The organism is Pseudonocardia parietis (genome assembly GCF_017876315.1).
In the GTDB taxonomy this organism is placed as follows: Bacteria; Actinomycetota; Actinomycetes; order Mycobacteriales; family Pseudonocardiaceae; genus Pseudonocardia; species Pseudonocardia parietis.
In genome coordinates this window covers 7,233,750-7,248,033 of record NZ_JAGINU010000001.1, presented here as the reverse complement: position 1 = coordinate 7,248,033, position 14,284 = coordinate 7,233,750, and the positions used below count along the sequence as shown (strand labels likewise).

Annotated in this window: 11 protein-coding genes; 2 read left to right on the top strand and 9 right to left on the bottom strand. The window is 72.4% G+C overall.

What is annotated here, in order from left to right; all coding sequences use genetic code 11:
- Positions 1–25: 25 nt before the first annotated feature.
- Together hrpA and JOF36_RS34255 are read right to left on the bottom strand one after the other, a co-directional pair.
- Positions 26–3,835, bottom strand: coding sequence for an ATP-dependent RNA helicase HrpA (gene hrpA, locus JOF36_RS34260; protein ID WP_307862730.1), 3,810 nt, complete (start codon positions 3,833–3,835; stop codon positions 26–28).
- A gap of 547 nt (positions 3,836–4,382) precedes the next feature.
- Positions 4,383–5,360 carry a helix-turn-helix domain-containing protein gene (locus tag JOF36_RS34255; protein ID WP_210034948.1) on the bottom strand — a complete coding sequence of 326 codons (978 nt, stop codon included), beginning with the start codon at positions 5,358–5,360 and terminating at the stop codon, positions 4,383–4,385.
- A gap of 208 nt (positions 5,361–5,568) precedes the next feature.
- On the opposite strand from JOF36_RS34255, the gene JOF36_RS34250 reads away from it, so the two are divergent.
- Positions 5,569–6,453: an alpha/beta hydrolase gene (locus JOF36_RS34250; RefSeq protein WP_307862729.1), complete on the top strand. Its 885-nt coding sequence runs from the start codon at positions 5,569–5,571 to the stop codon at positions 6,451–6,453.
- 82 nt (positions 6,454–6,535) lie between these two features.
- Here JOF36_RS34250 and JOF36_RS34245 read toward each other — a convergent pair whose 3' ends face one another.
- Together JOF36_RS34245 and JOF36_RS34240 are read right to left on the bottom strand one after the other, a co-directional pair.
- A complete protein-coding gene (locus JOF36_RS34245) occupies positions 6,536–7,387 on the bottom strand; it encodes a serine hydrolase domain-containing protein (protein WP_307862728.1) in 852 nt (283 codons plus the stop codon).
- Positions 7,388–7,412: 25 nt separating this feature from the next.
- On the bottom strand, positions 7,413–8,084 hold the full coding sequence (locus JOF36_RS34240) for an SDR family oxidoreductase (protein ID WP_210034946.1): 672 nt from the start codon (positions 8,082–8,084) through the stop codon (positions 7,413–7,415).
- Positions 8,085–8,289: 205 nt separating this feature from the next.
- On the opposite strand from JOF36_RS34240, the gene JOF36_RS34235 reads away from it, so the two are divergent.
- Positions 8,290–9,111: a DUF72 domain-containing protein gene (locus tag JOF36_RS34235; protein WP_210034944.1), complete on the top strand. Its 822-nt coding sequence runs from the start codon at positions 8,290–8,292 to the stop codon at positions 9,109–9,111.
- 29 nt (positions 9,112–9,140) lie between these two features.
- Here the strand turns inward: JOF36_RS34235 and JOF36_RS34230 are convergent, their stop codons facing one another.
- The 5 genes from JOF36_RS34230 to JOF36_RS34210 all read right to left on the bottom strand — a co-directional run bounded on the left by JOF36_RS34230 (position 9,141) and on the right by JOF36_RS34210 (position 14,261).
- Positions 9,141–9,959 (bottom strand): ABC transporter permease, encoded by an 819-nt coding sequence (locus JOF36_RS34230; protein WP_210034942.1) that lies wholly within the window; start codon positions 9,957–9,959, stop codon positions 9,141–9,143.
- Positions 9,956–10,939 carry an ATP-binding cassette domain-containing protein gene (locus JOF36_RS34225; RefSeq protein WP_210034940.1) on the bottom strand — a complete coding sequence of 328 codons (984 nt, stop codon included), beginning with the start codon at positions 10,937–10,939 and terminating at the stop codon, positions 9,956–9,958. The genes JOF36_RS34230 and JOF36_RS34225 overlap by 4 nt, the downstream gene beginning before the upstream one ends.
- Before the next feature lie 110 nt (positions 10,940–11,049).
- Positions 11,050–12,261: an MFS transporter gene (locus tag JOF36_RS34220; protein WP_245351071.1), complete on the bottom strand. Its 1,212-nt coding sequence runs from the start codon at positions 12,259–12,261 to the stop codon at positions 11,050–11,052.
- A 48-nt stretch (positions 12,262–12,309) separates the two neighbouring features.
- Positions 12,310–13,938 (bottom strand): acyl--CoA ligase family protein, encoded by a 1,629-nt coding sequence (locus tag JOF36_RS34215; protein WP_210034938.1) that lies wholly within the window; start codon positions 13,936–13,938, stop codon positions 12,310–12,312.
- Positions 13,939–14,069: 131 nt separating this feature from the next.
- Positions 14,070–14,261 carry a ferredoxin gene (locus JOF36_RS34210; protein WP_210034937.1) on the bottom strand — a complete coding sequence of 64 codons (192 nt, stop codon included), beginning with the start codon at positions 14,259–14,261 and terminating at the stop codon, positions 14,070–14,072.
- Positions 14,262–14,284: the final 23 nt, after the last annotated feature.

The window sequence follows — 14,284 nt, the reverse complement described above, 5'->3', positions numbered from 1 at the left end:
GGAGTGTGCCGGTTGCCACCGACACTCACAGCTCGTCGATCGCCCGCTCCACCCGCGGCACCGAGACCGGGTACCGGGTCTTCATCGGGTGCGCGTACTGCGACACCCGCAGTTCCTCGACCATCCAGCCGATCTCACGCAGCGCAGGCGAGGGCTCGGTGCCCTCCGGCAGCGCGGCGAGCAGGCCGCGGTACTCGGCCTCGACCGGCGCGATCTCGGCGGTCCAGCGGGCGTCGCGGCCGGGATCGGCGTGCAGCTTGTCCAGCCGCAGGCCGAGGGCCTGCAGGTAGCGCTTGACGTCGCCGAGCCGGGTCGCGCCGGTCGCCGTGACGAAGCCCGGCGTGACGAGCCGATCCATGATCGCCCGCACGTCGGCGACACCGTCGCGGGTGGCGGGCCCACGCAGCTCGGCCAGCCTCGTGCCGACCGCGTGCCAGGCCTCGAGGACACCGCGGACGGCGTCGAGCACCTGCAGCGTGGTCGCCGGCAGTCGCATCCGCACCAGCTCGGCCAGCCGGTCGTACTGCGCCCGGTCGTACGGGGCGCCACCACCGCGGTTGATCAGGTGGTCGGCCGCCGCGGTGGTGCAGTCGTCGAGCAGCGCGTCCAGGGAGCCGTGCGGGTTGCGTGACAACGCCAGCCGGGCCCGGTTGTCGAGCCCGCGCTGGACCTGCTTGCCCGGGTGGGTGGTGCCGAGAAGTAGCAGCCGGCGCGCGCCGCGATGGTGCGCGAGATCGCGTTCGGCCGGGGTCGCGAACACCCGCACGTCCACCGCATTGCTCTGCATACCTCTGGTGAGCAGGCCGGGATAGCCGGTGACGACGTGCGCCCCGCGCCGGATCGGCAGCTCACGGGGCAGCTCGCCGATCGTCCAGGACGTCAGCCCGGAGGCCTCCACCTCGGTCCCGGCGGCGGCCAGCTCCTCGCGCACCTTCGGCGCCAGCTCGTGGCGCAGGCGGTCCAGGTCGGTGCCGCGGGCGAGCTCGGTACCGGACTCGTCGAGCACCCGGAAGGTGACGGTGAGGTGCTCGGGAAGCCGGTCGAGCTCCCAGTCCTCGCGCCGGATCTCGACGTTGCGCATCCGGCCCAGCTCGCGCTCGAGGCCGTCGAGCAGCGGCCGGTCGGTGTCGCCCGCGAGCCGGCGCAGGACCGCCTTCGCGTGGTCCGGCGCGGGGGAGAAGTTGCGCCGAAGGTTGCGCGGCAGGGTCCTGATCAGCGCGGTCACCAGCTCCTCACGCAGCCCCGGGACCTGCCAGGTGAACGGAGTCGGGTCCACCTGGTGCAGCGCTGCCACCGGCACGTCGACGGTGACGCCGTCGGTGTGGTGCCCCGGTTCGAACGCGTAGGACAGCGGCAGGGTCAGCCCGCCGGCGGCCAGGTGGTCGGGATACGCGGCCCGGTCGACCTGCTGCGCGGCGTCGGTGGTGAGCAGTTCCTCGGTGTAGGTGAGCAGCTCGGGACTGCGCTGCGACTCCTCCTTCCACCAGCGGTCGAAGTGCTTTCCGGAGACCACGTCGGCCGGGACACGCTCGTCGTAGAACGCGAGCAGGGTGTCCTCGTCCACCACGAGGTCGCGCCGCCGTGCCCGGTGCTCGAGTTCCTCGGCGTCGTCGAGCAGTTCGCGGTTGGCATGGAAGAACGGGTGCCGGGTCTCCCAGTCGCCCTCGACGAGGGCGTGGCGCAGGAACAGGTCCCGGCTCACCTCGGGGTCGATGCGGCCGTACGCGACGGTGCGGTCGGCGACCAGCGGCAGCCCGTGCAGGGTGACCCGTTCGGTCGCGACCGCGCTCGCCCGCTTCCTCGACCAGCGGGGTTCCGAATATGTCTTCTTGACGAGATGGCCGGCCAGGGGCTCGATCCAGTCCGGCTGCACGGGTGCGACGGTGCGCGCCCACAGCCGTGTCGTCTCGACGAGCTCGGCGGCCATCACCCAGCGCGGCGGTTTCTTCGCGATCCCGGACCCGGGCCAGATCGCGAACTTCGCGCCGCGGGCACCGAGATAGTCCTTCGGCCCCTTGCGCTCCTTCTTGCCGTCCTTCTTCTCGGCGAGCGGATCCTGCATGCCCACCTGGGAGAGCAGCCCGGCGAGGACCGACTGGTGGATCCGGTCGGCGTGCGCGGCCCACTCGGGATCGCGCTCGTTCAGATCCATCCCCGAGCTGCGCGCGGCCTGACGGAGCTGGCCGTGCAGGTCCCACCACTCGCGCACCCGCAGGTAGTGCAGGAAGTCGTCGCGCAGTTCGCGGCGGAACTTTCCGCCCGAGAGAGCGTCGCGGCGTTCGTTCAGGTGGTCCCACAGCCGCAGGTAGGCGAGGAAGTCCGACCCGTCGACGCCGAACCGGCGGTGCTTGTCGTCCGCGGCCTGGCGCTGCTCGGTCGGTCGCTCGCGCGGGTCCTGCACGGACAGCGCCGCGGTGATCACCAGCACCTCGCGCAGGCAGCCGTTGCGGTGCGCCTCGACCAGCATCCGGCCCAGCCGCGGGTCGACCGGCAGCCGGGACAGGGCATGGCCGACGGCGGTCAGCGAGCGCCGGTCCGGGCGCAGCGCACCGAGCTCGTGCAGCAGGTCGAGACCGTCGGTGACGGACCGGCGGTCCGGGGGCTCGACGAACGGGAACTCCGAGATCTCGCCCAGGTCCAGCGCGATCATCTGCAGGATGACCGATGCCAGGTTGGTCCGCAGGATCTCCGGGTCGGTGAACTCGGGGCGGGCGTCGAAGTCGTCCTCGGCGTAGAGCCGGATCGCGATGCCGTCGGAGGTACGCCCGCAGCGCCCGGTCCGCTGGTTCGCCGAGGCCTGGGAGATCTTCTCGATCGGCAACCGCTGGACCTTGAGCCGGCGCGAGTACCGCGAGATGCGTGCCGTGCCGGTGTCGACGACGTAGCGGACCCCCGGGACGGTCAGCGAGGTCTCGGCGACGTTGGTCGCGAGCACGACCCGGTTTCCGGCGTGCGGCTGCCAGATCCGTTGCTGCTCGGCCGTCGAGAGCCGCGCGTAGAGCGGAAGGATCTCGGTGTTCCGCAGGTTTCGCCGCTCCAGGGCGTCGGCGGCCTCACGGATCTCGCGTTCCCCGGGCAGGAACACGAGCACGTCGCCCGGCCCCTCGCGCTGCAGTTCGACGACGGCGTCGCCGATCGCGTCGTCGAGCTGGCGGTCCGGGTCGGCGTCCGGATCGTCGGGGTCGACGACGGGCCGGTAGCGGACCTCGACCGGGTACGTGCGGCCGGACACCTCGACGATCGGCGCCGGTGTCCGTTCCCCGCCGAAGTGCCGGGCGAACCGCTCCGGGTCGATCGTCGCCGAGGTGATGATCACCTTGAGGTCGGGACGGCGGGGCAGCAGCCGGGTGAGGTACCCGAGGATGAAGTCGATGTTGAGGCTGCGCTCGTGCGCCTCGTCGATGATCAGCGTGTCGTACCGGCGCAGATCCTTGTCGCCGGCCAGCTCGGCCAGCAGGATCCCGTCGGTCATCAGCTTGACCATGGTGGAGCCGCTGACCTGGTCGGTGAACCGGACCTTCCAGCCGACCGCCCCGCCGAGCTCGACGCCCAGCTCCTCGGCGATCCGGGTGGCGACCGTGCGCGCGGCGAGTCGCCGCGGCTGGGTGTGGCCGATCATCCCGTGCACACCGCGCCCGAGCTCCAGGCAGATCTTCGGGATCTGGGTCGTCTTCCCGGAGCCGGTCTCGCCCGCGACGATCACGACCTGGTTGTCCCGGATGGCGTCGGAGATCTCCTCGCGGCGCGCCGACACCGGCAACGCCGCGGGGTAGGAGATGCGCGGCGGCGCCACTCGTGAGCGGTCATCGGGGTCGGGGCCCGGATCCTCGCTCACGGAGGTTGGGTCGGGGCCGGGCGCCGTGACGGCAGCGCTCCGGCCCCGCGGCCCGCGGCGGCGCGGTCGGCGCGGCTGCTCGCGGGCCGGACGGCCGCGCGCGGCGCCCTCCGTCCCGGGGGCGGACTGCGCTGCGGCCTGGTCCGTGCTGGTCGAGTGATCGATGCTGGTCGAGTCGTCGATGTCGGTATGACGAGAACTCGGTCGACGACGACGGGGACGTCGGGGCCGGCCAGCGGTATCGGCTCCGTTGTCGGGTCGGTCGCTCGCGGAGGGGGCGGGATCGGTGGACATCGTTCGTTCAGTGTGCCTGGTCGTCAGGGGTGTCGCGGTCGCCGACCATGGTGATCGGCCTCGCACACGGCGGCAATCGGATTACAGGAGGTGGGTCGGGAGAAGGTGTCCGAACCGGGCGCCGGTCGCCTCGCGGCGAGTAGCACACCGCGGCTCCAGCCGGACGGTATTCCACGGCGGCGGTTATCTGTTGCGGCCCGGGGACTCGTGTCGCCCGGCTCGGACAGTCGTTCCAACGGGCGGGGTGGCCGGATCATTCCCGGCGTGCCCGGATTCTTCCGGCGGGGGCTGCGGCGCGGGCGCGGTGCTCGCCCGGCGTGGTGCCGTAGGCCGCACGAAACCGGCGGCCGAAGTGCGTGGCGTCCCGGAAACCCCACTCGTGGGCGATCGTCTCGATCGTCCTGTGCGACGAGTCGGGCCGGCCGAGCGCGTCGCGGGCGCCCTGCAGCCGCCGGGTGATGATGAGCTGCTCCAGGCTGATCCCCGCACCGGCGCAGCGCTCGTACAGGTGGCGTACGGACACGTTGTGCGCGTCGGCGATCATGCGCGGGCCGAGCTCCGGGTGGCGGAGGTTCTGGCGCACGAACTCACGGACCCGGGCGAGCAGCGTGTCGTGCAGGACGTCGCGTGTCGCCGACCGTCCGTCGGCCGCGGCCGAGGACAGCAGCGCGCGAACGAGGTCGATGCTCACGTCGCCGACCATGGCTGCCTGCGGTCCCCCGGCGATGCGGTCGGCCTCCCGGAACAGGTCGATGATGTGCTGGGTGACCAGGCGGGTCAGCGGGCCGGTGGCGAGCCGTGTGGAGGCACTGCGCACGACGTCGGCAGGCAGGGCGAGCTCGTCGACCGGGATCTGCAGCGCCCGTGACGCCCCTCGCGTGCCCCACGAGAAGGCGAAGGGCTCGGAGAGGTCCACCAGCATCAGCCCGTCGGTCGCGATCTCGTGGCGGTGTCCGAACTGCTCGTGCCGGGCCGTGCCGTGCTGCTGCACGGCCAGCGCGACGATCGGGGTCTCGTGGCGGTGTGTCTCGCGCTCGCTGCGGGACATCGCGATCCCGGACGAGGCGGTCCGGAACAGCTGGAGCCGGCCGAGCTGCCACAGATCCATGCGCGCCCAGGGCCGCTCGTGTGGGGCGAGCGTGACCGCGGCCCGGCTCGCCTCGGCCATCCGGCTCGCGACGGTGCCGGCGCGCTCCGGCTCGGGGAGGTTCCGTGAGTCGAGCAGGAGCATCGCGCTCGTTCCCGCCGGTCGGCGTCAGGGGCCACGACCTCGGCCGGCCACAGCGTGCCGGCCGCCGGTGTGGGGCCGGTCGCACCGATTCCCGCACCGAGGGCCAAGGATCGTGCACCGAGGGCCGTTCCGGACAGGCCCGTCCGGCCTACATTCGCCGGCGTCGCCGTCCGGGACGCGACACCCGCCGCGCCGTTCCAAGGTCCCGGTGAACCTCACGGAGGTCCTCGTCATGACGCACGCCGCCCCCGACACGATCGTGCTCATCCACGGATTCTGGGTGACCCCGCGCTCCTGGGAACGGTGGGTGGAGCGGTACGAGAGCCAGGGCTACCGGGTCCTCGCCCCGGCCTACCCGGGCTTCGAGGTCGAGGTGGAGGCGCTCAACGAGGATCCGTCGCCGGTCGAGGCGGTCACCATCCCGGCCATCGTCGAGCACCTCTCCGGGATCGTCCGGGAGCTCGGGGCGCCACCGATCCTCATCGGGCACTCCGCCGGTGGGGCCTTCACCCAGATCCTGCTCGACCACGGGCTCGGCGCCGCCGGCGTCGCGTTGAACTCCGCGCCGACCGAGGGCGTACCGGTCGTCCCGTTGTCGCAGGTCAAGGCCACGTTCCCGGTGCTGCACAATCCGGCGAACCGGCACCGCGCCGTGCGGTACGACTTCGAGCACTGGAACTACGCCTTCACCAACACCTTCCCCGAGGACGAGGCACGCGCCCTCTACGAGCGCTACGCGGTGCCCGTCTCGGGCGGCATCCTGTTCGAGAGCGCGCTGGCCAACCTCATCCCGGGCCACCAGGGCACCTGGGTCGACTACCGCAACGAGGACCGGGCGCCGCTGCTGTTCGTGGCCGGCAGCCAGGACACGATCATGCCGCCGAAGATCCAGTGGTCCAACGCCGCGCACTACCGGGCGCCGAACACGATCACCGAGGTCGTCGAGTTCGGCAGCAAGCCGCACCTGCTGCCGGCCGCGCCGGGCTGGGAGGAGATCGCCGACTTCGTGCTCGCCTGGGCGGTCCGGCACGCCGTCGCGCCGCCGCCGATCGTCGGGAGCCCGCCCGAGCCGGCCGAGCCGGTGACCGTCTGACCGCTCCGGACGAGTCGCGAGGGGTACGTCAGCGCTGCGATCGCATGATCGGACTGCTCTCGTGTGCCCCTCACGGCGCCGGTCAACCGGCCAGTGCCTCCAGGACGCCGTCGGTCCAGGGGGTCCATGCGTCGATCGCCCACTGGGCGAAGGGGCGGTCGGTGAGGACGACGGCGGCGGCGCGGGCGTCCGGGTCCACCCACAGGAACGTTCCCGACTGCCCGAAGTGGCCGAAGGTCCGGGGGGAGGAGCCCAGCCCGGTCCAGTGCGGGGACTTGCCGTTCCGGATCTCCATGCCGAGCCCCCAGTCGTTGGGCCGCTGCCGCCCGTAGCCCGGGAGCAGCCCGTCCAGGCCGGGGTAGGCGACGCTCGTGGCTTCGGCGACGGTGCGCGGGTCGAGCAGTTTCGGTGCCTGCAGCTCGGCCGCGAACCGGGCCAGGTCGTCCGCGGTCGACACGGCCCCGGCTCCGGCCGCCCCCTCGAGGCGGGTGTCCGCGAGTTCGAGCGGCTCGCAGACGGCCTGGTGCAGGTAGTCGGCGAAGCCGATCCCGGTCGCCTCGGCGACGGCGTCGGCGAGCACCGCGAAGCCGGTGTTGGAGTAGATCCGCCGCTCGCCCGGAGCGGCCTGGACCTTCTCGGTGTCGAACGCCAGACCGGACGTGTGCGCGATCAGGTGCCGGACGGTCGAGCCCTCGGGGCCGGCCGCGTCGTCCCAGTCGACGGCGCCCTCCTCGACCGCGACCAGCACGGCGTAGGCCGAGAGCAGCTTGGTCACCGAGGCGAGCGGGAACTCGCGGGCGGTGTCACCGGCGTCGGCGAGGACGTCGCCGTCCGCGGAGACGACGGTGGCGGCGACGTGGTCGACCGGCCAGTCCAGGACCCGGCGCACCGCCGGGGCGAGCTCGGTCACGGCGTGCGGAGCGGTCGGGTGCACATGCCACCCATCCTGGCAGCCGGACTCAGCCGTCGCCGTAGACCGGGACCAGCGCGCCGGAGACGGGGGCGGCGTCCGGCCCCGCGAGGAACGCGACGACCTTCGCGATCGCCGCGGGCGCGACGGCGCGGGCCACGGCGGCCTCGTTCATCCACTCCCGGTTGGCCGGCGTGTCGATCAACGACGGGAGCACGGCGTTCACCCGGATCCGCTGGGGACGGAGCTCGTCGGCGAGCAGCTCGGTGAGCCGGTGCACGGCGGCCTTGCTCGTGCCGTGCACCAGCTGGGCAGGCCCGGTGATCCCGGTCTTCGCCCCGACGGTGACGATCGCACCGCCGCCGGCGTCGGCGATGCGGGGCGCCGCGGCCTGCGCGGCCCAGACGACCGAGGCGTAGTTGGTGTCGAACAGTCCGTGCAGGGTGTCCTCGTCGGTCTCGGCGAGCCCACCGCCGGCGTAGCCCCCGGCGACCGCAACGAGGGTGCCGACCGTGTTCCCGAGCTCGTCGACCTGCGCGAACGCCTCCGCGACGGCGCCCCGGTCGGTGAGATCGACCCCGATCCGGTGCGCGTCCAGCGCGTCCAGCGCGGCACCGGGCCGGTCCAGCGCGACGACCGGGTTCCCCCGGGAGCGGAACTCCTGCACGACGGCGCGACCCAGCGCGCCCGCGGCTCCGGTGACGACGACGGCGTGGCTCATGTGGGCATCCTGGCACCGGTGCTGGCGCGGTGCAGGTGCGTCGACGGCCCGGCCGGCGCACGATGATCGGCACTGCCCGCCGGAAGGAGGCGATCGTGCCGGACGAGCCGTTCGACGAGGCGACCGAGCCCGTGGCCGTGCCGGACGAGCTGTTCGACGAGGCGACCGGGCCCGTGGCCGTGCCGCGCGGGCCGGTCGGCGACACGTGACCGGGCCGGGGACGGCGCTGGTCGGGACGTCCGGCTGGCGCTACCCACCCTGGCGCGGGACGTTCTACCCACGCGGGCTGGTGCAGCGCCGCGAGCTGGAGTACTTGTCCCGCCAGGTCACCACGATCGAGATCAACGGGTCGTTCTACTCGCTGCAACGGCCCGAGAGCTACCGGTCCTGGATCGAGCAGGTACCGCGAGGCTTCGTGTTCGCGGTCAAGGGCCCGCGGTTCGTCACGCACATGAAACAGCTGCGGGACGTGCAGGTGCCGGTCGCGAACTTCCTCGCCTCCGGTGTCCTCGGACTGGGGCCGGCCCTGGGCCCGGTGCTGTGGCAGCTGCCGCCGCGGATGCGGTTCGACGAGGACCGGATCGCCGAGTTCCTGCGCCTGCTCCCGCACCGTACGGAGGCCGCCGCGGACCTCGCGACCGGTCACGACGAGCGCCTCGACGGTCGCGCGCTCACCGTCACCGACGCCGACCGGCCGCTGCGGCACGCGATCGAACCGCGGCACCCGTCGTTCCGGGATCCGGCGTTCACCGGCCTGCTCCGTGAGCACGGGGTCGCGCTGGTGCTGTCCGACTCCGCCGGGGCCTGGCCGGTGTTCGACGAGGTCACGGCCGACCTGGTGTACCTACGGCTGCACGGCCAGGGCGAGCTCTACGCCGGCGGCTACACCGCCGCCGCGCTCGACGGATGGGCGCAGCGGATCCGGGAATGGCGCGCCGCCGGGCACGACGTCGTCTGCTACTTCGACAACGACATGAAGGTGCACGCGCCGTACGACGCCCGGGCACTCCTGGCCCGGCTCGACTGATCGCGGCGGTGCCGGCGGTTCTGCGCGGCTCAGCGGCTCGCCGCGCGCCGGTACTGCCGCCCGGCCAGCGGCGCGAACACCGCGACCACCACCACCGACCAGATCAGCGTGTAGAGCACCGGATGCTGCAGCGGCCACGCCTGGGTCGCCGACATCGCCGGGTCCACCGCGCCGGTGTTGCCGAACAGCTCCCGCGCCGCCTGGGTGACGGCCGAGACCGGGTTCCACTCGGCGAAGACCCGCAGCGGACCGGGCAGGGTGTTGAGCGGGACGAACGTGTTCGCCAGGAAGGTCAGCGGGAAGATCACGACGAACGAGGCGTTGTTCACCACCTCCGGGCTGGGTACCAGCAGACCGACGAACGCCATCACCCACGAGAAGGCGTAGGCGAACACCAGCAGCAGCGCGAACCCGGCCAGCGCCTCGAACCACGACGTGTGGACCCGCCAGCCGACCAGGAGCCCGGTCAGCGACATCACCACCAGCACGAGCACGTTGTTCACCACGTCGGACAGCGTCCGCCCGGTGAGTACCGCGGACGGTGCCATCGGCAGCGACCGGAACCGCTCGATGATGCCCTTCTTCACGTCCTCGGCCAGCCCGGCGCCGGTGTTCGTCGCTCCGAAGATCACCGTCTGGGCGAAGATGCCGGCCATCAGGAACTCGCGGTAGCCGGCTCCTCCGCCGGTCGGGTCGATCGCGCCGCCGAAGACGTAGGCGAACAGAAGGACGAACATGATCGGTGAGAGTGTGGTGAAGACCAGCAGGTCCGGCACCCGCTTGATCTTGATCAGGTTCCGCTTGGCGACGACCGAGGCGTCCACCAGGATCGTGGCCGCGGCGTTCACGACACCTCCCGCTCGTCGCCGGCGGTCTGCTGCGCGTCGTCCTCGGCGCGGTGCCCGGTCAGGGTGAGGAAGACGTCGTCCAGGGACGGGCGGCGCAGTCCGGCGTCGTCGACCTTCGTGCCCGCGTCGCGGAGCCGGTCCAGCGCGGCCCGCAGCACGTCGACCCCGCCGCTCACCGGCATGGTCAGCGACCTCCGGTGCCGGTCGAGCACGGCCTCGCCGACCCCGAGCGGCGCCAGCAGCTCGGCGGTCGCGTCCAGGTCGTCCGTCTCGCTCGTGGTGACCTCCAGGCGTTCGCCGCCGACCTGGGACTTCAGCTGGTCGGCGGTGCCGCGGGCGATCACCAGCCCGTGGTCGATGACGACGATCTCGTCGGCCAGCGCGTCCGCCTCCTCCAGGTACTGGGTGGTGAGCAGCAGCGTCGTCCCCCGCGCGACCAGGGTGCGGATCACGTCCCAGAGATCGTTGCGGCTGCGCGGGTCCAGCCCGGTCGTCGGCTCGTCGAGCAGCAGCACCGGTGGGTCGGCGACCAGCGCCCCGGCCAGGTCGAGCCGGCGCCGCATGCCACCCGAGTAGGTGCGGGCCGGCCGGTCGGCCGCGTCGGCCAGCCGGAAGTCGGCGAGCAGCTCGCGGGCGCGCTCCCGGGCCCGCCGCCGGCCCAGGTGGTACAGCCGCCCGACCATCTCCAGGTTCTCGAAACCGGTCAGGTACTCGTCGACCGCGGCGTACTGTCCGGACAACCCGATCCGGCTGCGCACGGCGGCCGGGTCCCGGAGGACGTCGACGCCGGCGACGGTGGCCTCGCCCTCGTCCGGTCGCAGCAGCGTGGTCAGTACCCGGACCACGGTCGTCTTCCCGGCACCGTTCGGGCCGAGGAGCCCGAGCACGGTGCCCTCCCGCACCGACAGATCCACCCCGTCGAGCGCCCGCACCGAGCCGTATCTCTTGACCAGCCCGGTGGCGCGGATCGCGTCCGCCATCGTGGTGTCCCCCTCGGAAGTGAAGTGGCTCCGCCGCCGGCGGGCCGAGTCGGGGTCACTGTGCCGCAGACCCCTGACAGTTCCGAGCGAGTTCGCTCTGCGTGAGGTGCTCAGCGACGCGCGTGCGCGAGCAGCATCTGCCGTCCGACCACCATCAACGCCGCCGACACGAGCATCACGCCCGCGCTCACCGACCACGCGACCGGGAAGCCGGTGTGGGTCGCGAGCCAGCCGAACGCGATCGGCCCGGCGAAACCGCCGGCGTAGACACCCACCTGCACGATCGACGTCGCCGCGGCCGGGGCGGCCGGGTTGAGCCGCACCACGGCGAACTGCAGCAGCCCGGGCCAGGCCCAGCCGAGCCCGAACGCCAGCACGGTGCCGATTACCAGCGCGGGTGTCCCGGGCATCGCGAGCAGCGCGAACCCGATCGCCCCCGCGGCCAGGCTCGCGGCGACCACCGCGACGTGTCCGCCACCGCTGCGGCCGGTGCCCGTGCGCCGGGCCTCCTCACGCCGGTCGGCGAGCCAGCCGTGCAGCAGCCGCATGCTCAGCCCGATCACGCTGCCCATGGTCAGCACGAGTCCGGCGGGCCCCGGCGCGACGCCGCGCTCCACGGCCGCGGCGACCAGGAAGATCCCCAGGGCCGTCGCCGTGCCCGCGGCCAGCCCGGACGCCGCGCCGATCACCCCGAGCGCGGCGGTGGCGCGGTCACCCTTCCCGGTCTGCGCGGGGGCCTGGGCGTTCTCCCGAGGGCACAGGGTCAGCGCGGCCAGCGCGAGTACGGCACCGATCGCGTACGCCCAGCGCCACCCGACGGTCAGCGCGATGGCCGGCACCGCGATCCCGGCGAGCAGCGTCGCGGTCGGGATCGCCGCCTGTTTCACCCCGAACGACAGGCCCATCCGGCGCGCCGGCACCGAGCGGGCCAGGGTCAGGTTCGACGACAGCTGCCCCATCACGTTGCACCAGGAGGTGCACAGCAACAGCGCGACCAGCGACGCGTAGGAGTTCGCGAACAACGCGAGCGCCGCCATCAGCGCCGCCGCGCCGAGTGCGGCGATCCGGCTGGTCCAGCGGGACCCGATCCGTTCGACGAGCATCCCGACCGGCAGCGAGCACAGCGCGCTGACGCCGAAGTAGAGCGCCACCACCAGCCCGAGGCCGGCGGGGTCGAAGCCGAGGTCGGCCGACAGCTGTACGGAGAGCGCGCCGGTGAGGAACACCGGGAGCACCGACACCGTCGTCACCGCGACCGCACCGGCGGCCACGCGGAACGCCGACGGCGCCTGCGAGGTGCGGGACCCGGTCGCGATGCTCATGATGAGCAACGCTAACCGACTCGCTCGGCCAGGACGAGCAGACGTCGGTCACCCCCGGATGCGGGATTCCCCCTGACCTGCCCACTCCTTCTCGCGCAGCTCGAACTTCTGCACCTTGCCGGTGGAGGTCTTCGGCAGCTCCTCGACGACGTCGACGTACTTCGGCGCCTTGTACCGGGCGATCTTCGTCTTCACGTGGTCGATCAGCTCCTGCGGCTCGGCGGTGCGACCCGGCTTGAGCACCGCGAACGCCTTGCAGACCTCGCCCCACTTCTCGTCCGGGACACCGACCACGGCCGCCTCCAGCACCGCGTCGTGCGACACGATCGCCTGCTCGACCTCGACCGTCGAGATGTTCTCGCCGCCGGAGATCACGACGTCCTTGGCCCGGTCACGCAGCTCGACGTAGCCGTCCGGGTGGACGACGCCGAGGTCACCGGAGTGGAACCAGCCGCCGGCGAACGCCTCGGCGGTCTTGTCGGGGTCGCGGTGGTAGCCCTTCATGACGTTGTTGCCACGCATCACGATCTCGCCCATCGTGGTGCCGTCGCGCGGGACGTCGGCCATCTGCTCGTCGACCACGCGGACCCGGTCGGCGCAGACCATCCCGACGCCCTGCCGGGCCTGCAGCCTCGCGCGCTCCTCGGCGTCGAGGTCGTCCCAGGCGCGCTGGTACTGGTTCACCGAGTAGGGCCCGTAGGTCTCGGTGAGGCCGTAGACGTGCACGATCCGGAAGCCCATCCGCTCCATCTGCAGGATGGTCGTCGGCGACGGCGGCGCACCGGCCGTCGTGATCACCAGCTGGTAGTCCAGGGTGACGGCCTCGGCGGCGTTCATGATCGTCGTGACGACGGTGGGGGCGCCGTTGAGGTGGGTCACCCCGTGCTCGCCGATCAACCCCCAGATGACGTCGCCGCGCACCTCACGCAGACAGACGTGGGTGCCGCCGATCGCGGTCACCGCCCACGGCGTGCACCAGCCGTTGCAGTGGAACATCGGCAGCGTCCAGAGGTAGACGCTGTCCGCGGAGTGCGCGGAGTGCACGATCTCGCCGAACGAGTTCAGGTACGCCCCGCGGTGGTGGTACTCGACGCCCTTGGGGTTGCCGGTCGTCCCGGACGTGTAGTTGATCGTGATCGTGGCGCGTTCGTCGTCGACGGCCCACGGCAGCGGGTCGTCCGCGCCGCGGGCGAGCAGATCGGCGTAGGACAGGCCGGATCCGGTGCCGTCACCCGGTGCGACCGGGTCGGTGACGGTGACGATCTCGGCCACCGTCTCCAGCTCGCCTGCGACCGGCCGGACCGTCTCGTACAGCACATTGTCGACGACGAGGACCTTCGCACCGGAGTGGTCGAGGATGTAGCGGACCTCTTCGGTGGACAGCCGCGTGTTGATCGCGACCAGTACCGCGCCGGCCAGCGGGACCGCGAAGTGCGCGACCAGCATCTCCGGGACGTTCGGGACCAGGTAGGCGACCCGGTCCCCGGGCTCGACGCCGGACGCCCGCAGCGCGTGCGCCACCCGGGTCGCCTCCGCCGCGAACTCGGCGTACGTGTGCCGCCGGTCCCCGTAGACGATCGCCGTCTTGTCACCGAAGACGTCCGCGGATCGGCCGAGGAAGGCCAGCGGGGTCAGCGGGGTGGTCCAGACGTCGGCGGTGGACTGGGCGGTCGTCACGGGCGACTCCTTCACAGGCGGTGCAGATCCAGGTGATCCTGGCCGCACGGGCACCGGCCCGGCAACCTGCGAAAGTGGAGGTCCTGGTGCTGCTGCTTCGACCCTCGACCGCCGGGCCTCAGATTGCCGCCTCAGTCCTCGATCGTGATCGCGGCCTTGGGGCAGCCCCGCACCGCCTCCTCGACCTTCGGCCGCAGCGACTCCGCCGGGTTCTCGTCGAGGATGTAGAGGTAGTCGTCGTCACGCACCTCGAAGACCTCGGGCGCGACACCCATGCACACCGCGTTGCTCTCGCAGCGGTCGAAATCCACGATGACCTTCATGGCCCCATGGTGCCTCCCGCGGG

What these genes read in the sequence shown, in the direction of transcription:
- JOF36_RS34255 (WP_210034948.1), bottom strand. Translation starts at nt 5,360, where the DNA reads ATGCTCCTGCTCGACTCACGGAACCTCCCCGAGCCGGAGCGCGCCGGC.
- JOF36_RS34240 (WP_210034946.1), bottom strand. Translation starts at nt 8,084, where the DNA reads ATGAGCCACGCCGTCGTCGTCACCGGAGCCGCGGGCGCGCTGGGTCGC.
- JOF36_RS34225 (WP_210034940.1), bottom strand. Translation starts at nt 10,939, where the DNA reads ATGGCGGACGCGATCCGCGCCACCGGGCTGGTCAAGAGATACGGCTCG.
- JOF36_RS34220 (WP_245351071.1), bottom strand. Translation starts at nt 12,261, where the DNA reads ATGAGCATCGCGACCGGGTCCCGCACCTCGCAGGCGCCGTCGGCGTTC.
- JOF36_RS34210 (WP_210034937.1), bottom strand. Translation starts at nt 14,261, where the DNA reads ATGAAGGTCATCGTGGATTTCGACCGCTGCGAGAGCAACGCGGTGTGC.